We start from the raw sequence: 22,537 nt of genomic DNA on the forward strand, positions 1-22,537 counted from the left end.
GCTGATCCCGGCCTGCTCGTCGACGACCCCGCTCACCCCTCTCATCCCTTGAGGACCCATGTCATGAACGCCATCACCGTCGGCATCGGTGTGTTCGTCGCCGTTGTCCTGCTCATCGCGCTCACCCTGCTCCTGGTGGTCGGACGGCTCTTCCGGAAGGTGGAGCAGGGGCGGGCGCTGATCGTCTCCAAGACGAAGAAGGTCGACGTCACCTTCACCGGGGCGGTCGTCCTGCCGGTGCTGCACAAGGCCGAGTTCATGGACATCTCGGTGAAGACCATCGAGATCCGGCGCACCGGGCGCGAGGGCCTGATCTGCCAGGACAACATCCGCGCCGACATCCACATCAGCTTCTTCGTGCGGGTCAACAAGACCGTCGAGGACGTCATCAAGGTCGCGCAGGCCATCGGCACCCAGACGGCGAGCGACCCGGCGGCGATCCAGGACTTCTTCGCGGCGAAGTTCTCCGAGGCGCTCAAGACCGTGGGGAAGCAGCTGGACTTCGTCGATCTCTACACCAAGCGCGAGGAATTCCGGGACCGGATCATCCAGGTCATCGGCACCGACCTCAACGGCTACCACCTCGACGACGCGGCCATCGACTTCCTTGAGCAGACGCCGATGACGCAGCTCGACAACCAGAACATCCTGGACGCGCAGGGCATCCGGAAGATCACCGAGCTGACGACGATCGAGCACGTCCGCACCAACGAGTTCCAGCGCACCGAGCAGAAGGAGATCACCCGGCAGAACGTCGACGCCCGGGAGACCATCCTGGAGCTGGAGCGCCGGCAGGCCGAGGCGGAGATCAAGCAGCGCCGTGAGGTGGAGGTCCTGCGGGCGCGTGAGGAGTCCGCCACCGCGAAGGTGCAGGAGGAGGAACGGCTGGGCGCGCAGGCCGCGTTCCTGCGCACCGAGGAGCAACTCGGCGTCCAGCGCGAGAACCAGGCCCGCGAGATCGCCGTCGCCCAGAAGAACCGCGAGCGGGTCATCGCCGTCGAGAACGAGCGCATCGAGAAGGACCGCCTCCTCGAAGTCATCGCGCGCGAACGGGAGACCTCGCTGTCCGGGATCGCCCGCGACAAGGAGGTCGAGGCGGAGCGGCGTGAGGTCGCGGACGTGGTCCGGGAGCGGATCGCCGTGGACCGTACGGTCGCCGAGCAGGAGGAGGCCATCAAGAAGCTGCGGGTGGTCGAGGAGGCCGAGCGCACCCGGCAGGCCGTGATCATCGCCGCCGAGGCGGAGGCGCAGGAGAAGCTGGTCAAGGACATCAAGGGGGCCGAGGCCGCGGAGGCCGCCGCTAGGCACCGGGCAGGTGAGCAACTCACCCTGGCCGAGGCCCGGTTGAAGTCCGCCGACCTCGACGCCCGCGCCAAGCTCCGGCTCGCCGAGGGCATCCAGGCGGAGGCCGCGGCGGCCGGACTCGCCGAGGTCCAGGTCCGCGACAAGGAGGCCGAGGTCACCGTGAAGGCGGGCCGCGCCGAGGCCGAGGCCACGGGGGCCCGGCTGCGCGCGGAGGCGGAAGGCACCGAGGCCCGGCTGCGGGCGGAGGCCGAGGGCACCCGGGCGCAGGTGCTCGCGCAGGCGGAGGGCGTGCGGGCGAACGCGCTTGCGGAGGCCGAAGGTGCGCAGGCGAAGGTGCTCGCGCAGGCGGAGGGTGTGCGGGCGAACGCGCTTGCGGAGGCTGAGGGTGCGCAGGCGAAGGTGCTCGCGCAGGCCGAGGGCGTCCGGGCGAACGCGCTGGCGGAGGCCACCGGCATCGGCGAGAAGCTCAAGGCCGAGGCGGAGGGCCTCACGGAGAAGGCCGCCGCGATGGCCGCCCTCGACGACGCCTCGCGCGGCCATGAGGAGTACCGGCTGCGGCTGCAGGCCGAGAAGGAGATCCGGCTGGCCGGGCTCGACGTGCAACGGCAGGTCGCGGAGGCGCAGGCCACGGTGCTCGCGACCGGTCTGGAGAACGCCGACATCGACATCGTCGGCGGCGACTCGGTCTTCTTCGACCGGCTGATCTCGTCGATCTCGTTCGGCCGGAGCGTCGACGGTTTCGTCTCCAACTCCCAGACGGCGCAGGCCTTGGCGCGTCCCTGGCTGGACGGCACCTCGAACATCGCCGACGACCTCGGCCGCGTCCTCGGCTCCGTCTCCACGGCCGACGTGCAGAACCTCACCGTGTCCGCGCTGCTGATGAAGCTGATGACCTCGGACACGGCGAACGCCGGTCAGCTGCGGCAACTGCTGGACAAGGCCGGTGAGTTGGGCCTGGCGGACACCCCGCTGGCCGCGCTCAACGGGCACCCGGCGAAGGCCTGACCCCCCATACGGTCCGGAACTGCCGCACAGGGGACGGCAGTTCCGGACCCACCTCCCCCGAGATCCTGAGAGGGACCCATGACCACCGGCCTGGACACCGGCACCTACGAGGTCCTGCGCGACCGCCTCGCCGCACAGGCCGCCGAACTCGCCCGCCGCGCGGAGACGCTCAACGCCCGCCGCACCGAGGAGTTCGGCTCCACCCGCCTCGAACTCACCGGCACCGAACGCCTCGACACCGACCACCCGGCCGCGCCGCGCGACCTCGTCGCCGTAGGAGACACGCTCCTCTTCGGCCGCCAGGTCGCCCTCGGCGTCACCCGGGAGACGACGGTCGCCGACGTCCTCGCCCCGCACGACCGCCACGACCTGCGCAGGCTGCCCGAGGACGCCGTACCCGGACTCCTCGACGACCCGGACTTCGTACGGGAGTTCACCGCACTGCACCGGTACTACCGCCAGGCCCGTCTTCTCCAACTCCGCCGCCTCGACGGCAAGTTGCTCGCCGTCTTCCGCACCGGCGAGAAGGCCGACGACATCCGGGTGCTGCGCTGGGCACTCGCGGACGACGACGGGTCGGCGACCTTCCTGGACGCGCACGGCGAACGCGATCACGTCTTCCCGCCGCCGTACGACTTCGTCTGGACGGCGACGACCCGCGAGGACCTTGTCCCCGGCCGGCACCCGCACGTCCGGATCCAGGACGGGCTGTACGTCGGCACGGTCGGCGGGACCCTCATCGTCAAGGTGGAGGACAACACCGAGACGGGGGAGGGGATCTACTCCGAGCCGGTGGACGAGCCGCTGCAGTCGGCGGCCGACGCGGAGATCGCGTATGCGCAGGTGGGGGCGCTGGTGCTGCTGCGTGTGCGGCCCTACAAGGAGGAGAGCCGCCGGTACCTGGTCTTCAACACGCTCACGAAGTCCGTCGTACGGCTCGACGGGATCGGGCTGTCGTGTCAGCGGTTGCCGGAGGAGCAGGGGATCGTGTTCCCGGGCGGGTACTGCCTGGCCACGGGGGCGTGGAAGACCTTTGAAGTGGACACCGCCGGGCTGGAGTTGGAGCGCGTGGTGCGCTCGCCCAACGGCGAGGACGTGCTGTTCGCGTACCGGGCGCGGGTGCCCGGGCGGAGCCTGCTGCTGCCGTACAACATGATCCGCAAGGAGGTCGCCAACCCGCTGTCCTGCCAGGGCTGGGCGCTCTTCGGGGACGGCACGCTGATGGTGCTGCGCGCGGGTGCGGAGGGGGAGGCCGCTCGCGTTCACCCCTTGCGGGTGTGGCGGACCCCGTACGTCTCGGACACGTACGCCGCCGCTCAACTCGTCGGCTCCGGGCCGCTGTTCCGGGTGGGGAACGCCGATCTCGTGCGGGGGATCTCCGACTGTCTGTCCCTCGCGGGGGCGGTGGCCGGGATGGAGCCCACGGCGGAGGTGTACGAGGCGCTGGTCGGCGCGTGCGTCCGGGCGGCGGACTCGTACCACTGGCTCGGGGATCCCGAACTCGGGGATCTGGGCGGCCCGTTGGCGGACGTCCGGGTCACGGCGGAACAGGTCCTGGCCGAGTTCGAGACCGTCCGGACGCTCACCGCCCGTGCGGCCGACGCCCTTGACGATGCCACCGGCCGGCTCACCGGGCTCGTACGGCGGTTGCGGGGCGAGGCGCCCAGGGACGCGGCGGGGTGGGTCGCCGGGCTGACCGAACTCCGGCGGGCACAGGGGCACTTGCTGACGCTGAAGGAGATGCGGTACGCGGACACCGCGCGGATCGACGAGTCGGCGGCCGGGGCCGAGGCGGAGCTCGGGGCGTTCGGGCAGCGGGCGGTCGCGTTCCTGGCGGGGGAGGGCGCGTTCGCCGGGCACCATGAGCTGATCGGCGGGCTGATCGCGGCGGCGGGGGAGCTGGCCACGGTCGCCGAGTCGGCACCGGTGGCCGCCCGGCTCGACGAACTCACCGACGGGCTGCGGACGGTGACCGAGGTCATCGCCGGGCTGGACATCGGTGACGCCACGGTCCGTACGTCGATCCTGGAGCGGATCGCCGAGGTGCTCGGCGGGGTCAACCGGGCCCGCGCCACGCTGGACGCCCGGCGCAGGGAGCTTCAGGACCGGGAGGGCCGGGCGGAGTTCGCGGCCGAGTTCGCGCTGCTGGGCCAGGCGGTGACCGGTGCGCTCGCCGACGCGGCGACACCGGAGGCGTGCGACGACCAACTCGCCCGGCTGCTGGTGCGGTTGGAGAACCTGGAAGCCCGTTTCGCGGACTTCGACGACTTCCTCGCCGAACTGACCGGCAGACGCGCCGAGATCTACGAGACCTTCTCCGCCCGCAAGCAGACCCTGGCCGACGAACGGGCGCGCGGGGCCGAGCGGTTGGCGGTCTCGGCGAACCGCGTCCTGGAGACGGTGGTCCGGCGGGCGGCCACCCTCGCCGACGCCGACGCGGTCAGTACGTACTTCGCCTCCGACCCGATGGTGACGAAGGTCCGTCGCACCGCCGGCCAACTCCGGGAACTGGGCGACCAGGTGCGGGCGGAGGAGCTGACCGGCTGGCTGGCCTCGGCCCGCGAGGAGGCGGCCCGCGCCCTGCGCGACCGCACCGACCTGTACGCGGACGGCGGCCGGACCCTGCGCCTGGGCCGCCACCGTTTCGCCGTGAACACCGAGCCTCTCGACCTCACCCTGGTCCCCTCCGGCGACGGCCTCGCCTTCGCCCTCACCGGCACGGACTACCGAACCCCGGTCACGGACCCGGAGTTCGCGGCCACGCGCGCGTTCTGGGACCGTCCGCTGCCCTCCGAATCGCCGCGGGTCTACCGCGCCGAACACCTCGCCGCCCGCCTCCTCGACGAACACGGCGCCCAGGCCCTCGCCCAGGAACCCGACCTCGCCGCCCTGGTCCGCCGGGCCGCGCGGGAGTCGTACGACGAAGGCTACGAACGCGGTGTGCACGACCACGACGCGACCGCGATCCTGGCCGCGCTGCTCCGCCGGTACGAGGGCGCGGGCCTGCTGCGGCACGAACCAGGCGCCCGGGCACGGGCGTTGCTGTTCTGGACGCACGGCACGAGCCCGGAGGAGCGGGCCGGCTGGACGCGCCGGGCGCGGTCGCTCGCGCGGGCCCGTGACACCTTCGGACCGACCCCGGCCGTCGCCGAGTTCCTCACCGAACTGGCCGAGCGGACCGGCGAGTCCGCCGCCGCGTACCTCTTCGACGAACTGACCACCGGCCCCGAGGGCTTCGTGATCAGCGCCGCCGCACGCACCCTCCTCGACAAGTTCCGCCGCGCGGTGGGGAGTTCGGCCTACGACGACGATGTGCTCGCCGTCGGTGAACTGGCCGCCCGCCGCCAGCTGGTGGAGGCCTGGCTGACGGCGTACACGACGGCGTCCGGCACCGAGGCCGACCCGGGGGACCTCGCGGAGGCGGTGGCGGCCGAACTCTGCCCGGACGCGCCGCGGTACGAGTCGGACGCCCGGCTCACGGAGACGGTCGGGGGGCTGCTGGGGACCCACCCGCGCGTCGAGGCGGGGTCGTTGGTGCTCAGGGTCGATGAACTCCTCGCCCGCACGCGGGAGTTCAGGGCGACGGACGTGCCCGGTCATCGCGCGTACCAGCGTCGCCGTACGGCCCTGGTCGCGGCGGAGCGGGCCCGGTTGCGGCTCGACGAGTACCGGCCGCGGGTGATGTCGTCCTTCGTGCGGGGGCGCTTGGTCGACGAGGTGTATCTCCCGCTGGTCGGCGACAGCCTGGCCCGGCAGATCGGGACGGCGGGGGAGGGGCTGCGGACCGACACGGGCGGCCTGCTGCTGCTCATCTCGCCGCCGGGGTACGGCAAGACGACCCTCATGGAGTACGTCGCCGACCGGCTCGGGCTGGTGCTGGTCAAGGTCGGCGGGCCCGCCCTCGGGCGCGGGGTCACCTCCCTCGACCCGGCCGAGGCGCCGAACGCGACCGCCCGGCAGGAGGTGGAGAAGGTCAACTTCGCGCTCGCGGCGGGCAACAACGTGCTGCTGCACCTCGACGACATCCAGCACACCTCGCCCGAACTCCTGGAGAAATTCATCCCGTTGTGCGACGCGACGCGGCGGGTGGAGGGCGTGTGGGAGGGCGTACCGCGTACATACGACCTACGGGGGAAACGGTTCGCCGTCTGCATGACCGGCAACCCCTACACCGAGTCGGGCGGGCGTTTCCGGGTCCCCGACATGCTGGCCAACCGTGCCGACGTGTGGAACCTCGGCGATGTCCTGACCGGCAAGGAGGCGGTGTTCGCGCTGAGTTTCCTGGAGAACGCGCTGACCTCCAACCCGGTGCTCGCCCCGCTGGCCGGCCGCGACCGGTCCGACCTGGACCTGCTGATCCGGCTGGCGGAGGGCGACGCGACCGCCCACGCGGACCAGCTGTCCTACGCCTGCGAACCCGCCGAACTCGCCCGTACGGTCGCGGTGTTGGGGCATCTGCTCGCCGCCCGCGACACCGTGCTCGCGGTCAACTCCGCGTACATGGCGTCGGCGGCGATGACGGACGCGGCCCGCACGGAACCGCCGTTCCGGCTCCAGGGGTCGTACCGCACCATGAACCGCGTCGCCCAGCGCATCGAGCCGGTGATGAACTCCCTTGAGCTGGCTGCCGTGTTGGACGATCACTACACCGCCGAGGCACAGACCCTGGGGACGGGTGCCGAGGCGAACCTGCTGAAGCTGGGGGAGTTGCGCGGCACGCTGAGCGACGAACAGGCCCTGCGCTGGGGCGAGTTGAAGGCGGCGTACGTGCGGTCGCGAGGCATGGCGGAGGGCGACCCGTTGAGCCACGCGGTGGCGGCTCTCGGGGTGCTGGCCGAGCGGATCGGGGCGGTGGAGTCGGCGATCACGCGGGCGGGCGGCGGCCTGGGACGACGGCCACCGACCTCGCGGTGAGGCCTCCCCGCACACCCAACTGCTAGAGCTGGAGCAGGCGTTGGGTGATCTCGCGGTACTGCCGCAGCGCGTTGCGGGGTTCGTCGGACTGGGCCTCCGGGTCCTCGTCGGCCCAGCTGGCGCGGAGGAGTTCACGGCGGGCCGCGAGGGCGGCGACGAGCTGGGCGGTGGCCTCGTCGTAGGCGCTCTCCGCCTCCGTCAGGGCGTCGCGCGGGGTGTCGGCGAAGGTGTTGAGGGCGTGCCGCAGCCGCTGGAGGACCTTGTCCCGCTCGCTCGACGGGAGCAGCGGCTCCGGGCCGGGGGTGCGGCGTTCGGAGGGGACCCGGTTCTGGCCCGCGGGTTGTTGGGCGCGTGTCTGGTCGTACATCATCGGGAGTCGCTTCCGTCCCGCCCGAAGGCGTTATTGGGATCGTCCGTGCACCGGCCACTGCCCTGCGCCGTGCTGCCAGTCAACGTGCGGCGACGGTTCGTGTCAACGCGGCGGTCACGCGCTCCCGGCCACCGCGTTCCGGCGCGGGCCGGAGTACCGTGGAAGGACCGAGGCCTTCGCGTGCCGATGTCCCGTTCCGGCGCCGTGTCCTCGCGTTTCCCTCCACAGGGGCAGCCCGTGACCCCGGCCGCGCCATCCGCAGCGAGGCCGAGGAGTCCCGGCATGTCGACCATCTCCACCCCGTCCACGACGGGGATCCCGGCGGGCACCGACCCGCCGCCGCCCGCCCCCTACGACGGCACCTCCCCCTTCCCGCCCGACGAGAGTCCCGCGCCGGTGCGGGACAGCGGGGACCGGATCTACGTCGGCGTCACCGCGGCGATCGTCGTCCTGCCGTTCGTGGGGCTCGGCCTGGCCGGCTGGCTGCTGTGGGGGCGGCTGATCCACCCCGTCGACATCGTGCTCGCGGTCGTCCTCTACACGATCACGGGTCTCGGCGTCACGGTCGGCTTCCACCGCGGACTCACCCACGGCTCGTACCGCGCGATCCGGCCCGTGCGCGTCGCGCTCGCGGTGGCCGGGTCGATGAGCTTCCAGGGCGATGTCATCGGCTGGGTCGCCACCCACCGCCGCCACCACGCCTTCACCGACCGGCCCGGCGACCCGCACTCGCCGTACCGCTACGGCACGCACCTGCGCGGCCAGCTGCACGGGCTGTTCGACGCCCATGTCGGCTGGCTGTTCCGCAACGAGCAGACACCGCCCGAGCGTTACGCCCCCGACCTCGTCGCCGACCCCGACATCCGGGCCGTCTCCCGCGCCTTCCCGTGGCTGTGCCTGCTCACCCTCGCGCTGCCGTTCGGCCTCGGCTGGGCGATCGGCGGCAGCTGGCTGTACGGGGTAACGGGCCTGCTGTGGGCGGGACTTGTGCGGATCGCGCTGCTCCACCACGTCACCTGGAGCGTCAACTCGCTGTGCCACATGATCGGTGAGCGGCCGTTCCGCACCCGGCGCCACGACCGCGCCACCAACCTGTGGCCGCTGGCCCTGCTCTCCTTCGGCGAGAGCTGGCACAACCTCCACCACGCCGACCCCACCAGCGCCCGGCACGGCGTCGACCGCGGCCAGATCGACCCGTCGGCCGCCGTCATCCGCCTGATGGAGCGCGCCGGTTGGGCCTACGACGTGCACTGGCCGACCGCGGACCGGGTCGCCGCCCGGCGCGCGTGAGCTGGGCTACGACGGCCGCGGCGGCGGGATGATCCGGGTGTCGAAGTCGCCCTCGATGATCTGCGCCGCGAGGTCCGACAGGCGCAGATGGCGGGCACGGGCGTAGGACCGGAAGGCGGCGAAGGCGTCGTCGACGGACGTGTTCCAGCGCTCCGCCAGCACGCCCTTGACCTGCTCGACGAGGATGCGGCTGGTCAGCGCGTTCTGCAGCTGGCTGTTCTCGACGTGCGACTGCTCCAGGGTGCGCTGCTGGAGTACGGCGATGGTGGCCACGTCGGCGAGGGCCTGGGCGAGGGCGATGTCGTCGTCGCCCAGGCGGTGCGGGGTGGTCTGGAAGAGGTTGAGCGCGCCGACGACGCGGTTGCGCAGCCGGAGCGGGATGGCGTGCGTGGTGACGTAGCCCGTCGCGCGGGCCTGCGCCGCGAAGCGCGGCCAGGCCGCGGTCACCTCCGCCCGCGTCAGGTCGATGTTGGTGCGGGCGGCGCCGGTGCGGTAGCACTCGACGCACGGGCCCTGGTCGTGCTGGAGCGCGAGGAGCTCCAGCAGGCGGGTGTGCTCGTCCGAGGCGGCGATGATCTGTAGTTCGCCGTGCGCGTCGACGAGGAGAATCCCGGCCGCCGACACGTCGAGCAGCTCGACGCAGCGCGAGGACAGCCGGTGCAGCAGGTCGATGACGTCGAAGTCCTCGACCAGGGAGTCCGCGACCTCCACGAAGATCTCGGCCAGACGTCGTTCGCGGGCCATGGCGATCATCCCTTTCCAGTGTCGGGCGAATACGGCCCGCTCTTATCGTCGTCCCATTCGTCGTCCCATTCGCCCCCGAAGCGGAGCCGGCGCGCGACCACGTCCGCCGCGACTTCCCCCAGGGGGCGTTCACTGCCGTAGGCGTGGGCCCGCAGGCGCAACAGCGCCTCCTGCATGGGCACGCCCAGCTGGACGCTGATCATTCCGGTGGCCTGGTGCACGACGGGGCGGTTGAGCCCGGTCGGCCAGTCCGGCATCGCGGCCGGGCCCGGGGCGATGCCCTTCGCGTGCCCGTTCCCGTTCAGGAACGTGCCGGTCAGCGCGGCCGTGAGGGAGGTGGCGTCGGCGTACTGCTGCTCGCTGACCCGTCTGTCCCCGGCGCACAGCACGGTCAGGACGCCGACCCGGATCGCGCCGAAGCCCAGCGGGAACCCGCACACGCCCTGGACGCCCAGGTCGCGCGCGGCCGGCAGCAGCACCGGCCAGCGCTCGGGGCGTACCCGGTCCAGGTCCGGCTCCAGCACGGGCGAACCGGTGCGGACGGCCTCCGGGCCCGGGCCCTCGCCCAGCGTGAACTGGAGCTCCTCGAAACGGGCGCTCAGCTCGGGATGGCACCACAGGGGTTCGGCCGTGCGGTCGGCGCCGACCAGCAGCGACAGCGCGACGCCCTCGGCACCCAGCGCCCGGGCGCAGGCCTGCGCCGGATCGCCGCCCTCACCGAGGCGCAGCGACCGCAGGACTTCGGCCATGCCGTCGCTGATCACCGTGCTCCGTTCCGCGGCCGCCGGGACGCTTCGAGACGACGCGCCGACCGACGTCTGCCGTACCCTACGTGGCCCGGCGCTCCGACGCGCCGTCGGCGAGCACGCCCTCGCGGGCGTCCCGCACACTCGCGTACCGCGGAAACCGCCCCACCAGACCGGCGGCCCGGAACACCAGCGACCCCGGCCGGGAGTGCACGACGCGCAGCCACCCGAGCCGCCCACGGCACTCCTCCCAGGCCGCGCTCAGCGGGTCCAGAACACTGCCGTCCATGAAGGTCACGTCGAGCAGATCGACGACGAGGAAGAGCCGCCCCGTGCCGTGCCGGGCTTCCTTGAGCTCCTGTGCGAAAGCCGGAACGGTCACCAGATCGAGCTCACCGCTCGCCCGGACCACCCGTAGTTCGTCGATCAGCTCAGGACGCAGGCCCATGTGCCCCCATCTCCCCTGTAAGAGAGTGGCTTTCGCCTTCTTGCGCAGGGCCTCTGTTGCGCGGAACGAGACTGCACGGAGAGGGCCGGGGTCCGGGGCTGCCGTAGGACGAGCGTACTGCCGGGGACGGGGACGCCGGGAGCCGTTTCCGGCTAATGAGCACCGATTTCGGCCTTGTGCCCGCGTCAGTCGGCCTGATGCGGTACCCACTCGCTGTCGTCGAGGGAATAGCCGTAGCGCGGCCGCCCGCTCATCCCGCTGGTGTGGAACGGTTTCCCCTGGTCGTCGATGCGCAGCACCCCGTGCCGGGTCCCGCTCGTCCACGCCAGCTCCATGTACCAGCGCACATCGTGCGAGGCCGCGCCGGCGGTGATGTACAGGACCTCGGGGTCACTCTCGCTCACCTTGTACGGCAGCCCGGTCTGCCCGGACTTCGGCGTGGCCACCGGCCGCGTCGCGTCCAGCCCGACGTCGAAGGAGTGCGTGGGCACCCCGCCGCCGCAGCCGACCCCGACATACCCCATGGTGTACGCGTTCCAGGCGAGCGGCGTCCCGCTCTGCACGACGCGCACGTTCAGCGACTGGAGTACGACGGTCTCCTCCCCGGTCCCCTGAACGGTCAGCTCAAGATACTGACTGTCCGCGGAGACCGCCCCCAGCGCGCTCACCCAGCTCGGGGCGTCCTGCTCGGTGGGCGGCGGCGGCACCTTCGCCGCGTCCTCGTCGACCAGGTAGGTCTGACTGCACGGACTCTCCCAGGCGTACGGCCGTGAGGTGACCGTCAGCGGGACGGCGGCGGTTGCCGCGCCGCCGCCGGCCTTGTCGCCCGGGGTGGCGGACGTGCCGGTCTTCGCGGTGGCGGAGTGGGAGGGCTTGGCGCTGTCGGAGGGCGAGGTGGAGGGGGAGGGGGAGGAGGTCGCCGTCGACTTCGACGACGGGGAGGGGCCGGAGCTGCCGTTTCCGGTGGAGGTCACGGAACCGGCTTCCTGCTTGCGGTCGCCGCTGTTGTCGTCGCCGGAGAGGAGACGGGGGACGAGGGCGGTGGCGGCGAGGACCACGGCTACGGCGGCGGCTGTGAGGAGGGTGGTGCGGCGGCGGGTGCGGGTGCGGGTGTCGTTGCGGGGGGTGGGGTCGGGGGTGGGGTGGCTTGCCGTCGGGGGATTCGGGCCGGGTGGGGGCGGGGTGGCGGGGCTTGCCTCGGGGGTGGGGATGGGTGTGGTGGGGGGCTCGGTGTCGGGGGGAGTGAAGGCGGAGGGGATGGCGGGGGCGGGGGCGGGGGTGTTCGTGTTGGTCGCTGAGGTCGCTGAGGTCGCTGAGGTCGCTGAGGTCGCTGAGGTCGCTGAGGTCGCTGAGGTCGCTGAGGTCGCTGAGGTCGCTGAGGTCGCCGGGGTTGCCGCAGCGGCTGGGGCTGTCGTAGCGGCCGGGACTGTCGCTGTGGCTGCCCCGGCTGCCGCGGCCTTCCGCTCCCGCTGGCGTGCCCCGTCGGCCAGGATCCACCGGCGGTGTGCCTCGACGAGCTCGTCCGGGGTCGCCTTGCAGAGCCGGGCGAACCGCTCCACGGGGGCGTACTCGGTGGGTACGGCATCGCCGTTGCAGTACCGGTGCAACGTCGACGTACTCATGTGCAGCCGCTTCGCGAGCACGCCGTAGCTCAGCCCCGAACGGTCCTTGAGCTCCCGTATCAGCGCCGCGAAATCGGCGGTCTCCTCAGGCCCTGCCACCCTGCCCCCATTCCAGTCGAGCGTTCCAGGGGGTCACTGTTCCCCCAGGTAAGAGCCGGTGCGAACGTTCCAGGTTCCCGTAGATCCCGGCTGTCGTAGCGGGTGGGACGGAAGGCGGCACAAGCTGCGGTCATCAAAGCACGCCGCCCGCCGACCGGTTGGGCGACGGCGACTTCCCTCCTTCCGAAAGGCACACCAGCCATGTCCGCGTTCACCGCCCGTCCCCGCACCCGCCTCTTCGCCGCCGCCACGGTCGCCCTCGCCGCGCTCTCGCTCACCGCCTGCAACGACAAGCTGGGAGTACAGGACGAGGGCGCGGCCAACCCGACGTCCTCCACGGTGACGACGCCGGCACCGTCCGGGACGAAGGCGGGGGGTTCGACGGGTTCGACCGGCTCGACGGGTTCGACGGGCTCGACGGGTTCGACGGGCTCGACGGGTTCGACGGGTTCGACGTCGGGCGGTACGTCGACGGGCAGCGGCACGGGCTCGGGCGGCAGCAAGGCGGGCGGGGGCGCGGGATCGGGCTCCGGCTCAGGTTCCGCATCGGGCTCGGGCTCCGGTTCGGGCTCGGACTCCGGTTCGGACACGACCGCCAGCAGGGTCCCGTGCAGCGGCGCCAACACCAAGGTCACCGCCCAGACGGTCTCACGCCCCATCAACCACATGCTGCTCACCGTCACCAACACGGGTTCCAAGACCTGCGACCTCTACTACTACCCGGCCGTCAACTTCGACGACGCCCAGTCGGTACCCCCGGTCATCAAGGACTCCCAGCCCCAGGCGGTGACCACCCTCGCCCCGGGCGAGTCGGGCTACGCCGGCGTAGCCCTCGCCGGCGGAGACAACGGCTCCGGCACCAACGGCCGCACCGCCAAGTCCCTCTCCGTCTACTTCTTCGACCGCGACAACAACAGCATCAGCCCGGCGGCGACTCCGGCACTGCTGGCGAAGGGGGTGTACGTGGATGACTCGCTGAAGGTGACTTACTGGGTGGCGGATGCGCAGGATGCGTTGATGTACTGAGGGGGAGGGGAGCCGAGAACGTCAGCGGGCCGGTACTGGGATCAGTACCGGCCCGCTGGACTGCTATCTGGCTGTCGGGGGGCGGGATTTGAACCCATGGCCTCTTCGTCCTGAAGCAACTTGAGTGGGCGCCCTACCTTGGGCCGGTGCGGTTGTCACCTGCGTTGATGGTCCGCAGCCGTTCGCGCTCGTCCGCCGTTGTTCGCTGGCGTTGTCACGCAGTTAGAAACTCACCCCGTATCGCTGACCCATCTTCTCGCGGCGCTTGCGTGCCCTCTTGTTCAGCTCGGCGCGGCCGCGTTTCGGCCCACTTGCCTTGATGGAGGTAACAGCGTGCCGTGCCCTTCAGCGCCTTGTTCCGGCAGCGACGTCCGGTGGTGGGCGTAGGAGCTAGATCGCCATTTTTCGCTGAATCGCCCGTGATGATGGCACGGACCTGGCAGCCTATGAATGGCAACGAAAGGATCCGAAATGCCCATTCTCTTCTTCGCCGCTGCTGGTGCCCTCGTGGCAGGCGGAACCGGCGGAGGTTGGTACATGTGGAAGCGTGGTCAGCAGGAAGCGGCCAAGCGGCTGCAGCATGAGGACGCCGAGGCCGCCAAGCAGGCGCTTAGGGATGCCATCGACCTTGCTGACCTGCGTAGCGAGGCGAAAGCGGCAGGCTTGGACCCGGATGAGGTCGTTGCCGGATACGAGAAGTTGCGAGACTCACAGCTGTCGACTGAGGACGTACTCAAAAAGCTCGGCCGTGCTGCCATCACCGGCTGAACAACTCTTCCCCATCTGGGCCTGACTGCAGGTCCTTGGCCAGCAAATTGAAACTTAGAGGGTGTGCACACGACTCCGGAGGGTCCTTCGGTTCTCCGCGTTCCACCTGGTCACGGCCGTACGGCCAGTAAGTTGATCGAGACCTGTCCACGAATGGTCCGCAGGTCCGGAGGCTGACTTTTGGTACAGCATGTAGAGACGCAAGCTGGCTGTCACCCTTCACTCAAGAAGGATCTCTTCGGGGCGACGACTGGTGATTGGCACGCCCTGGGCATAGAGGATGTGGTTCAAGCAAGCCGCAAGGTCGTTGCCGTGATCGTCGCGGGCCATACTGCGCAGCTCACGGGCGAGATCCATCCCGCTGACGAGGACGATGGGGTACTGGTCTTCCACCATCTCGAGTTGGGCTGGCTCCGAGAAGGCTCCAGTGGTGACGTATATGCCGATCCAGCCGCGGCGTAGGCGTGCAACGACGCGTGCGATCTGTTCAGCAGACACCAGGCTGTCAGGGCGAATGCACTTGGCTTGACCGAGCACGACGAGGCTGGTGCCAGCGAGGCCTGACCCAAGGTCGATGCGCCCGACGAAATCCGCACCGCCGTCTCCAGAGCGCCGGGTGATCCATCCCTCGCGGTAGTTGTGCCCCGAGCCCCTCAGTACCCGGGCGGCGACCGCAGAGGCGACAGCCTCGAAATCGTGCTTGCGCTTGTCGAACTGCTCATAGATGAACCGCAGGTCGCTATCCCGCTGGCTGCCAGGTACAGGTCGCTGATCGCGCACCTTTGTGACCTGTGCCCGAGCTACGCGCCGGCGGACCCGCGGCAGAGCGGAGTGCCCCCGCTTGACCCACTCCCGCCAGGCGCGGGGCGCCTTGGTAAGGGCTTCCTGTTCAGAGACCGACGAACTACGCCGCGCGGTGACCCAGTCCCAGTCGACCTGATCGTTCTCAGCGGCTAGATCGATCAGGGCAATGTCGTAAACGTAGTTGGTGAACGTGGTGTGCTCGTGTCCCGCCCACTGAACGATCCGTTCGGCCCGCTCTATGACCCCGAGTCCACAGAACTCGACGAACCCCTTGACCTTGCCATTGCGTGACACCGCGCGGAACAGCAGCAGAGGGGCTGCGCCGGCTCGTTCCTCCGGTGTCGGTGCCTGATGCTCGGTAAAGGCGTCGAGAAGGGCGGCGTTTCCGGTGGTGGTTCCAGGGGGCTTGATGAGCCCGGCCTTGTGGTCCCCGAAGTAGCGCACGTGGCCGTTGTCCATGTCGAACACGTCGTGCCACGGCGTCTGTTCGCTGCCAGCCTTCCACGGGCTAGAACGGATCAGGATCGCCGGCCGTCGCTGCCGCCCGCTCACCGAGACCTTCGCCATGCCATTGATGCCGGACTCGAGAAGTGCCTTCTTGTGACCATGAGCATCTGTCACGTAGTGGAAGTTCGCGTACCCGTTGAGCACGGGTTCGGTTGGATCCTTGGCACTGGAGTAGCGCAGCACCTGTCCGACCCGCAGCATCTCTCCCATGGCAACCCTCCCCAAGACCCTCGAGTGATCATTACACGTCGTGGCAGGGGCGAACGCTCGCAAGGCACCTGGTGCCTGCGCCACATCAGCCTTCACGGAAGCTGAGCGCGAGACAACTCGTGCCAAGAGCCTCCATGTGAAGCTTGTCCGCTGCGCTCGTCGGGCACTCAGGTACCGCGGTGACCGAGGAGGTCTACCGGAAGCAGATCCGACCCGTGATCCAGACCGGTGCCGTTGTGATGGACAGCATCTTCACTACGGACTGACGTCATCGGTAGTCCTACAGGGTGGAAACCGTCTCACCGCGGGTTCCACCCTTCTCTGTGCCAAGGGGGGCTGTGCTCACCAAGTTTCGAAGTGCCGCACAGCGACTGCCCGCCTACATGTCCTGCCGTGGTGAAGGCTGAGCATCGGTCCCTCGTTGTGTCTGTCTTGGCGTTCCTCGCCGCTGCTTGGGCCATGAAATACGCACGGTCACAAGCACGCTCGGCCGAGGGACAGCTTGAAGTTGCCCGACGAGTGCATCGTGAGCAGAACGAGCCCTACGTCATCGTGGACATCCAGCTTCACGAAGCTGGATCCCTCCTGTTGGGGCTCATCATTCAGAACGTGGGTCCCACTCTTGCTCGCAACGTCAGAATAGCTGTGACTCCGGATCTGACATCAACCCAAGGGGACGACGTGGGTGAGGCGCTGGCGCAGGTGATCGCCCGCCCGATCGCGATGATGCCTCCTGGTCGGAGGCTGGTGTACTTCTTCGATTCTGCCGTCCGGAGGTTCGAGTCGGATCTTCCGATGTTGTTCGAGTTCACCGTCCACGGTGACGGCCCTATGGGACCGGTGGAAGAGCTTAAGTACACCGTTGATCTTGAGGTATTGAGCGAAACCTTGGTCGGGCAGCGTGCCACCAAGCCACTCGAAGATCGTCTCGACAAGGTGAGCAAAGGGCTGCGGGACCTTACCGGCTACTACCAAGAGGCCAACCAGCAGGCCATCGCAGCGACACGATCCCGTCGGATGGAGGAAGTCAGGCAGCGCAGGGAGGCCCACCAGCAGAACCATGGTGCTGGATCGGCTGATGGTTCCTGCGAACCTGGTGGCGACGCATAGTCACGCAGTTAGACACGCAGCAACGCCAGAGGGCCCTCACCGAATCGGTGAGGGCCCTCTGAACTGCTATTTGGCTGTCGGGGTGGCGGGATTTGAACCCACGACCTCTTCGTCCCGAACGAAGCGCGCTGCCAAGCTGCGCTACACCCCGATGTCGCCACTCATCTTGCCAGTGTTGCTGCTCATCGCGGCGACGTCGTTTACTTTAGCCCACCGGTGGCTGGAGACGAAATCCGGTTTTGGCGCGGTGGCGGATGGGGTTCGGGCGGGCGTGGTCGAGGGCCACGAGGAGGACGGAGAGGGCGTAGAAGGCGAGGCCGAGGAGGAGGGCGTTGCCCAGGACGCTCTTGTAGCCGTGCCGTTCGACGTCCAGGAACGAGTAGAGGTAGCGGCCCGGTGTACCGGGGAGGATCAGCTCGCCCCGGCCCAACGACACCGCCAGGTACGTCATCGGGTACAGCAGCCACGTCGCCGCCATCCGCAGATGCAGCCGGCCGGGGGCGGTCAGGAACAGCCAGTCGACCACCGCCGCGATCGGGATCGCCGTGTGCAGGACCTGGTTCGTCACCGCCTGCCAGCCGCTGACGGTTCCGCCCGTCATCGCGAACGGGCTCGACGCGTGCGCCAGGATCAGGTGGTACACCAGGCCGGTGATCGTGATGTACAGCAGTGCCGCGCCCGTGACCAGGGGGGAGACGGGGCGACGGGCCGTCCAGGCGCGGCGGGCCGTGGCGATCATGACCAGGGCCAGCAGGATGTTGCTCTGGATCGTGAAGTACGTCAGCACCCGGATCGGGCTGCCGAGGAACAGGTCGACGGTCACCGCCGCTGCCGCCACGAGCGCGACCAGCAGTCGGTACGCCGCCGCCAGCGGGCGACGGTACGGGGCCACCACCGCGGTGGCGGGAACGGGTGAGGCGAACAGCGCGGGCATACCGGGTACCGCGGGGAGGTCCGGGATGTCCCTGGGTATCGGGGCGGTCATGCCCTCACGCTAGGCAGTGGGGACGAATCGGGCGATACGGGTGAGCTGGACGAGCTACCCCGGCGACCGCGACTCCACGAGGACCCCGCAGAAGCCCCCGTCCACTCCGGCCCCCTGGAACCCCCGGCACCCCCACCGGAACCATCAGCCCCCTGGAAACCCCGGCCCCGCCCGGCATCCCTCCCGGCACCCCCAGCCCCCCTGGAACCCCCGGTCCCCGGCACCCCCAGCCCCCCTCGACACCCCCAGCCTCCCCAGGAACCCCCAGCCTCCCCAGGAACCCCCGGCCCCCCAGCCCTCCCAGAAACCCCCAACTCCCCCCGCGCCCCCACCCACCCCCGACTACCTACTCCCGCCCCACCAACGTCAACAACGTCGCCTCCGGCGGACAAGCGAACCGCACCGGCGTATACCGATTGGTCCCGCACCCCGCCGACACATGGAGATACGACGTCCGCCCCTCCGCCGTGTGCCGGGACAGCCCCTTCACCCGGTCCGTGTCCAGGTCGCAGTTCGTGACCAGCGCGCCGTAGAACGGGATGCACAGTTGGCCGCCGTGCGTGTGGCCGCCGAGGATCAGGGGGTAGCCGTCCGCCGCGAACGCGTCCAGGGCGCGGAGGTACGGCGCGTGCACCACGGCCATCGAGAAGTCGGCGTCGTCGGACGGGCCGCCGGCCACGCGCGCGTAGCGGTCGCGTTTGATGTGCGGGTCGTCCAGGCCGGTCAACTCCACGGACGCGCCCTCGAGTTTCAGCGTGCCCCGTGTGTTCGTGAGGTTCAGCCAGCCCGCCGCGTCGAAACCGTCCCGCAGGTCCTCCCACGGGATGTGGACGGCGCCTACGACGGGCGGGTTGCCGTTCAGACCGTGGCGGCCCGCGGTCTTCTCGAACAGGTACCGGGCGGGGTTACGGGGTGTGGGGCCGTAGTAGTCGTTCGAGCCGAAGACGTACGCGCCCGGGAAGTCCATCAGCGGGCCGAGCGCGTCCAGGACCTCGGGGATGGCCTCCGGGTCGGAGAGGTTGTCGCCGGTGTTGATCACGAAGTCGGGGCGCAGTCCCGCGAGCGAGCGCAGCCAGCGCTGCTTCTTGCGCTGGCCGCCGACCATGTGGATGTCGGAGACCTGGAGGACTCTGAGCGGGCGCATGCCGGCCGGCAGCACCGGGACCGTCACCCGGCGCAGCCGGAAGGAGCGGACCTCGAAGCCCGCCGCGTAGACCAGACCGGCGGCACCGGCCGCCGCAATTCCCAGGGGTACTCCGTATCGCGCGCGCATACCGCCATGGTGTCAGACCCCACTGACACCCCGTCGGCCACGGCCACTTAAGAAGCCCCTCAGGCGCCCCCCCAGGCAGCTCCTCAAATGGTTCCTCAAGCAGCCCCTCAAGCAGTCCCTCAAGCAACCCCCTTAAATCCGCGGGCGGCCGGACTCACGCACCTGCGAGAATCGGACCCATGACCACCACGCTCAAGGCGAAGCTGCAGGAAGACCTCAACGCCGCGATCAAGGCGCACGACAAGCTGCGCTCCTCCACGCTCCGGCTGACGCTCTCCGCGATCACCAATCAGGAGGTCGCGGGCAAGGAGAAGCGCGAGCTCTCCGACGACGAGGTCCTCAAGGTGATCACCAAGGAGGCGAAGAAGCGCCGCGAGGCCGCGGACGCCTTCGCGCAGGGCGGCCGCCCCGAGTCGGCCGCGCAGGAGACGGCGGAGGGCGAGATCCTCGCCGAGTACCTGCCCAAGCAGCTCGGCGACGAGGAGCTGACCGCGATCGTCACCCAGGCCGTCGAGGAGGCCAGGACGGCCGGCGCCGAGGGCCCGCGCGCGATGGGCGCCGTCATGAAGATCGTGAACCCGAAGGTCGCCGGCCTGGCCGAGGGCGGCCGCGTCGCCGCCGTGGTGAAGAAGCTCCTCGCCGGCTGAACCGACCCCCTGGAGCAACACATCTGTCTACGACGACGGGGGCGCCCCTTTTCACCAGGGGCGCCCCCGTCGTCGTAGACGAAGAAGCAGACGAAGAGGGCAGGAGAACTGCCGACCGCCGGGGTGTCAGCCCCTGTTGCCGCCGTTCCCGTTGCCGTTGTTCCCGCCGTTGTCGTTGCCCTGGATGAAGCCGTCGGGGAACGAGAACGTCGGGGTCGGGGTGGTGCCGCCGTCGGTCGTGCCGGTGGTGCCGCCGTCGGTGGTCAGGCCGCCGTTGTCGTTGCCCCCGTTGTCGTTGTTCTTGCCGCCGTCGTTGCCCTTGTCCTTCTTGACGGGGTCCGGGATGTTGACGAGCTGGAAGTTCTCGACCTGCTTGCCCTCCAGGGCGCCGGTCATGGCGTCCTTCCAGATCGGGCCGGGGGTGTCGGCGCCGTAGACCTCGTCGTGCCAGACGCCGCCGATGCGGATGCTGGTCATCTCGACGTTCTGCTTGGGGCTGCCGACCCAGACCGCGCCGGCCAGGTTCGGGGTGTAGCCGACGAACCAGGCGTTCTTGCGCGCGTCCGTCGTACCCGTCTTACCGGCGCTCTCGCGGTCGGTGAGGCCGGCCTCCTGGCCGGTGCCGGAGTCGACCACACCGCGCAGCACGGTGTTGATCGTGTCGGCGGTCTTCTTGCTCATCGCGCGCGTGCAGGTCGACTTGGGGACGGCGAGCGACTTCTGCTCGTTGCCCACCTTCTGGGTGATGGACTCGATGGCGATCGGGGTGCAGTACGTGCCCTCGTTGGCGAAGGCCGCGTACGCGGAGGCCATCGTCAGCGGCGAGAGGCCCTTGGAACCGAGCGCGATGGCCGGGACCTCGGGGATCTTGTCGCCGTTGCCCTGCACGACCCCGAGCTTGTTGGTCATGTTCACCACGGGGCACAGACCGATGTCGGAGATCATCTGCACGAAGTAGGTGTTGACCGACTTGGCCATCGCCTCCTTCAGCGCGTACGGACCCTTCTCCGACTCGCTCTCGTTCTCCACCGTCGCGCCGTCGGTGTTGACCCAGTTCTTGCCGCTGCAGGTCGAGACGGGGCTCGGGTAGTCCATCGAGTACGGCGCCGGGTACTGCTGGGTGGCCGGCAGGCCCTGCTCCAGCGCGGCCGCCGCGACGAACGGCTTGAACGTCGAACCGGTCGGGAAGCCGAAGTTCGAGCCGCCCATGTCGGCGTTGACCGAGTAGTTGTACTCGGTCTCGTTCTTGCCGTAGCCGTACGGCTTCGACTGGCCCATTCCGAGGATCTTGCCGGTGCCGGGCTCGACGAGGGTGGCCGCCGCGGCGACCGAGTCCGACTTGTAGATGTGGTCCTTGAGCGAGGCCTGCACCGAGTCCTGCGCCTGCGGGTCCAGCGTCGTACGGATCGTCAGGCCGCCCTGGTTCCAGATCTTCGCCCGGGCCTCCTTGGTCTTGCCGAAGACCGGGTCGCTCAGGAAGACCTTCTCGACGTACTTGCAGAAGAAGCTGGCGCCCTTGACCGCGGTGATGCAGCCGTTCTTCGGCTGGCTGACCTTGAGGCCCAGGTCGCTCTGCTCGGCCTTGAGCGCGTCCGCCTTGGAGATGTCGCCGACCTCGGCCATGCGGGCCAGCACGGTGTTGCGCCGCTTCTTGGCCTCGGCCTCGTCGTTGATCGGGTCGTAGCGCGTGGGCGACTGGACGATGCCCGCGAGGAGTGCCGACTGCTGGAGGTTCAGGTCCTTGGCGTGCTTGGAGAAGTAGCGCTCGGACGCGGCCTCGACGCCGTAGGCCTGCTCTCCGAAGAAGGTGATGTTCAGGTAGTTCTCGAGGATCTTCTTCTTGCCGAGCTTCTCTTCGATCTGGATCGCGTACTTCAGTTCCTTGACCTTGCGGCCGAGCGTCTGCTGCGTGGCCTGCGCGACCTTCGTCGGGTCGTCACCGGCCTCCTCCACGAAGTAGTTCTTCACCAGCTGCTGGGTGAGGGTCGAGGCGCCCTGGGAGACCCCGCCGCTCTGCGCGTTCTTGTTCAGCGCGCGCAGGACGCCCTTCAGGTCGATCGCGCCGTGCTGGTAGAAGCGCGAGTCCTCGATCGCGACGATCGCCTTCTGCATGTACGGCGAGATGTCCTTGAGCTCCACCACCGTGCGGTCACGGGAGTAGACCGAGGCGATCTGGTTGCCCTTGCTGTCCAGGATCGTGGTGCGCTGGCTGAGCTGAGGGCTCTTCAGACTGTCCGGGATGTCGTCGAACCCCTGGACCGACCCCTTGGCGGCGAGTCCCAGCGCGCCGGCCGCGGGCAACGCGATACCCGCCATGACGGCACCGGCGAGCACACTGACACCGAGGAACTTGGTGGCCTGTTGCAGAGGGGACAGACCACCACCCGAGCGCTTTTTTGGCATGGGGGCAGCCTACGTTCTCATTCGCCGGACACGTGTATAGGCGTTGGCCTAAGCTGCTCTCAACTGTCACAGCAGCGCGGTCACGTATCAATACGTCCGGCGACCCCGAATCGTTCCGGTCGTTCCGGATTATTTGTCGGAGGCGTGTCCGAATCCGCCTCCTGTGTCACCTGGTGCCCCTTGTGGCGCATGTCAACTGTCCCGCTTTGCCGGGAAAGTCACGCATGTCGTCAGCTCACTCCCCCGGGTGATCTGCCGCTT

At 69.6% G+C, this 22,537-nt stretch carries 16 protein-coding genes, 1 tRNA gene and 1 pseudogene; 8 read left to right on the plus strand and 10 right to left on the minus strand.

The features are described 5' to 3' along the window. Positions 1 to 63: 63 nt before the first annotated feature. On the plus strand, positions 64 to 2,310 hold the full coding sequence (locus R2B38_RS22075; protein WP_318017782.1) for a flotillin family protein: 2,247 nt from the start codon (positions 64 to 66) through the stop codon (positions 2,308 to 2,310). A gap of 78 nt (positions 2,311 to 2,388) precedes the next feature. After that, a complete protein-coding gene (locus R2B38_RS22080; protein ID WP_318017783.1) occupies positions 2,389 to 7,224 on the plus strand; it encodes a DNA repair ATPase in 4,836 nt (1,611 codons plus the stop codon). Positions 7,225 to 7,246: 22 nt separating this feature from the next. Here the strand turns inward: R2B38_RS22080 and R2B38_RS22085 are convergent, their stop codons facing one another. Next, the gene (locus R2B38_RS22085; protein ID WP_318017784.1) at positions 7,247 to 7,594 is read right to left on the minus strand and encodes a hypothetical protein; all 348 of its coding nucleotides are present in this window, start codon (positions 7,592 to 7,594) and stop codon (positions 7,247 to 7,249) included. A gap of 282 nt (positions 7,595 to 7,876) precedes the next feature. Here R2B38_RS22085 and R2B38_RS22090 point away from each other — a divergent pair, with 282 nt between their 5' ends. After that, the gene (locus tag R2B38_RS22090; RefSeq protein ID WP_318017785.1) at positions 7,877 to 8,884 is read left to right on the plus strand and encodes an acyl-CoA desaturase; all 1,008 of its coding nucleotides are present in this window, start codon (positions 7,877 to 7,879) and stop codon (positions 8,882 to 8,884) included. Positions 8,885 to 8,890: 6 nt separating this feature from the next. On the opposite strand, the gene R2B38_RS22095 is transcribed toward R2B38_RS22090, so the two are convergent. The 4 genes from R2B38_RS22095 to R2B38_RS22110 form a co-directional block, all read right to left on the minus strand. Further along, positions 8,891 to 9,637, minus strand: coding sequence for a GAF and ANTAR domain-containing protein (locus R2B38_RS22095; RefSeq protein WP_318017786.1), 747 nt, complete (start codon positions 9,635 to 9,637; stop codon positions 8,891 to 8,893). Next, on the minus strand, positions 9,634 to 10,392 hold the full coding sequence (locus R2B38_RS22100; RefSeq protein WP_318017787.1) for an ANTAR domain-containing protein: 759 nt from the start codon (positions 10,390 to 10,392) through the stop codon (positions 9,634 to 9,636). The genes R2B38_RS22095 and R2B38_RS22100 overlap by 4 nt, the downstream gene beginning before the upstream one ends. Positions 10,393 to 10,456: 64 nt before the next feature. Further along, on the minus strand, positions 10,457 to 10,822 hold the full coding sequence (locus R2B38_RS22105; protein ID WP_318017788.1) for an STAS domain-containing protein: 366 nt from the start codon (positions 10,820 to 10,822) through the stop codon (positions 10,457 to 10,459). Between the two features lie 185 nt (positions 10,823 to 11,007). Continuing rightward, positions 11,008 to 12,543, minus strand: coding sequence for a helix-turn-helix transcriptional regulator (locus R2B38_RS22110; protein ID WP_318017789.1), 1,536 nt, complete (start codon positions 12,541 to 12,543; stop codon positions 11,008 to 11,010). Between the two features lie 201 nt (positions 12,544 to 12,744). Between R2B38_RS22110 and R2B38_RS22115 the strand changes: the two genes are divergently transcribed. Beyond that, the gene (locus R2B38_RS22115; protein WP_318017790.1) at positions 12,745 to 13,569 is read left to right on the plus strand and encodes a DUF4232 domain-containing protein; all 825 of its coding nucleotides are present in this window, start codon (positions 12,745 to 12,747) and stop codon (positions 13,567 to 13,569) included. A 471-nt stretch (positions 13,570 to 14,040) separates the two neighbouring features. Beyond that, entirely contained in the window at positions 14,041 to 14,337 is a 297-nt protein-coding gene (locus tag R2B38_RS22120; protein WP_200715635.1) for a hypothetical protein, read from the plus strand. Between the two features lie 219 nt (positions 14,338 to 14,556). Here R2B38_RS22120 and R2B38_RS22125 read toward each other — a convergent pair whose 3' ends face one another. After that, positions 14,557 to 15,858, minus strand: a complete 1,302-nt coding sequence (locus tag R2B38_RS22125; RefSeq protein WP_318017791.1) for a restriction endonuclease — start codon at positions 15,856 to 15,858, stop codon at positions 14,557 to 14,559. A gap of 155 nt (positions 15,859 to 16,013) precedes the next feature. On the opposite strand from R2B38_RS22125, the pseudogene R2B38_RS22130 reads away from it, so the two are divergent. Both R2B38_RS22130 and R2B38_RS22135 read left to right on the plus strand, forming a co-directional pair. After that, positions 16,014 to 16,124 (plus strand): annotated as a pseudogene (locus R2B38_RS22130) (site-specific integrase); the annotation flags it as partial. Between the two features lie 127 nt (positions 16,125 to 16,251). Continuing rightward, the gene (locus R2B38_RS22135; RefSeq protein ID WP_318017792.1) at positions 16,252 to 16,968 is read left to right on the plus strand and encodes a hypothetical protein; all 717 of its coding nucleotides are present in this window, start codon (positions 16,252 to 16,254) and stop codon (positions 16,966 to 16,968) included. A gap of 77 nt (positions 16,969 to 17,045) precedes the next feature. Here the strand turns inward: R2B38_RS22135 and R2B38_RS22140 are convergent. From R2B38_RS22140 to R2B38_RS22150, 3 genes are all read right to left on the minus strand, one after another. Next, positions 17,046 to 17,119, minus strand: a tRNA-Pro gene (locus tag R2B38_RS22140). A 54-nt stretch (positions 17,120 to 17,173) separates the two neighbouring features. Next, a complete protein-coding gene (locus tag R2B38_RS22145) occupies positions 17,174 to 17,953 on the minus strand; it encodes a Pr6Pr family membrane protein (RefSeq protein ID WP_318017793.1) in 780 nt (259 codons plus the stop codon). 346 nt (positions 17,954 to 18,299) lie between these two features. Then, positions 18,300 to 19,226 carry a metallophosphoesterase gene (locus tag R2B38_RS22150; RefSeq protein WP_033286970.1) on the minus strand — a complete coding sequence of 309 codons (927 nt, stop codon included), beginning with the start codon at positions 19,224 to 19,226 and terminating at the stop codon, positions 18,300 to 18,302. Positions 19,227 to 19,405: 179 nt separating this feature from the next. Between R2B38_RS22150 and R2B38_RS22155 the strand changes: the two genes are divergently transcribed. Next, complete coding sequence (locus tag R2B38_RS22155; RefSeq protein WP_318017794.1) at positions 19,406 to 19,873, plus strand: GatB/YqeY domain-containing protein; 468 nt, start codon at positions 19,406 to 19,408, stop codon at positions 19,871 to 19,873. 126 nt (positions 19,874 to 19,999) lie between these two features. Here R2B38_RS22155 and R2B38_RS22160 read toward each other — a convergent pair whose 3' ends face one another. After that, positions 20,000 to 22,276 (minus strand): transglycosylase domain-containing protein, encoded by a 2,277-nt coding sequence (locus R2B38_RS22160; RefSeq protein ID WP_318017795.1) that lies wholly within the window; start codon positions 22,274 to 22,276, stop codon positions 20,000 to 20,002. Between the last annotated feature and the right edge of the window lie 261 nt (positions 22,277 to 22,537).

This window comes from Streptomyces sp. N50 (assembly GCF_033335955.1).
GTDB lineage: Bacteria > Actinomycetota > Actinomycetes > Streptomycetales > Streptomycetaceae > Streptomyces.

Bases quoted from the DNA above. Each gene is read 5' to 3' on its own strand.
- R2B38_RS22075 (WP_318017782.1), top strand. From the start codon at position 64: ATGAACGCCATCACCGTCGGCATCGGTGTGTTCGTCGCCGTTGTCCTG.
- R2B38_RS22080 (WP_318017783.1), top strand. From the start codon at position 2,389: ATGACCACCGGCCTGGACACCGGCACCTACGAGGTCCTGCGCGACCGC.
- R2B38_RS22085 (WP_318017784.1), bottom strand. From the start codon at position 7,594: ATGATGTACGACCAGACACGCGCCCAACAACCCGCGGGCCAGAACCGG.
- R2B38_RS22090 (WP_318017785.1), top strand. From the start codon at position 7,877: ATGTCGACCATCTCCACCCCGTCCACGACGGGGATCCCGGCGGGCACC.
- R2B38_RS22095 (WP_318017786.1), bottom strand. From the start codon at position 9,637: ATGATCGCCATGGCCCGCGAACGACGTCTGGCCGAGATCTTCGTGGAG.
- R2B38_RS22105 (WP_318017788.1), bottom strand. From the start codon at position 10,822: ATGGGCCTGCGTCCTGAGCTGATCGACGAACTACGGGTGGTCCGGGCG.
- R2B38_RS22115 (WP_318017790.1), top strand. From the start codon at position 12,745: ATGTCCGCGTTCACCGCCCGTCCCCGCACCCGCCTCTTCGCCGCCGCC.
- R2B38_RS22120 (WP_200715635.1), top strand. From the start codon at position 14,041: ATGCCCATTCTCTTCTTCGCCGCTGCTGGTGCCCTCGTGGCAGGCGGA.
- R2B38_RS22125 (WP_318017791.1), bottom strand. From the start codon at position 15,858: ATGGGAGAGATGCTGCGGGTCGGACAGGTGCTGCGCTACTCCAGTGCC.
- R2B38_RS22145 (WP_318017793.1), bottom strand. From the start codon at position 17,953: ATGACCGCCCCGATACCCAGGGACATCCCGGACCTCCCCGCGGTACCC.
- R2B38_RS22150 (WP_033286970.1), bottom strand. From the start codon at position 19,226: ATGCGCGCGCGATACGGAGTACCCCTGGGAATTGCGGCGGCCGGTGCC.
- R2B38_RS22155 (WP_318017794.1), top strand. From the start codon at position 19,406: ATGACCACCACGCTCAAGGCGAAGCTGCAGGAAGACCTCAACGCCGCG.
- R2B38_RS22160 (WP_318017795.1), bottom strand. From the start codon at position 22,276: ATGCCAAAAAAGCGCTCGGGTGGTGGTCTGTCCCCTCTGCAACAGGCC.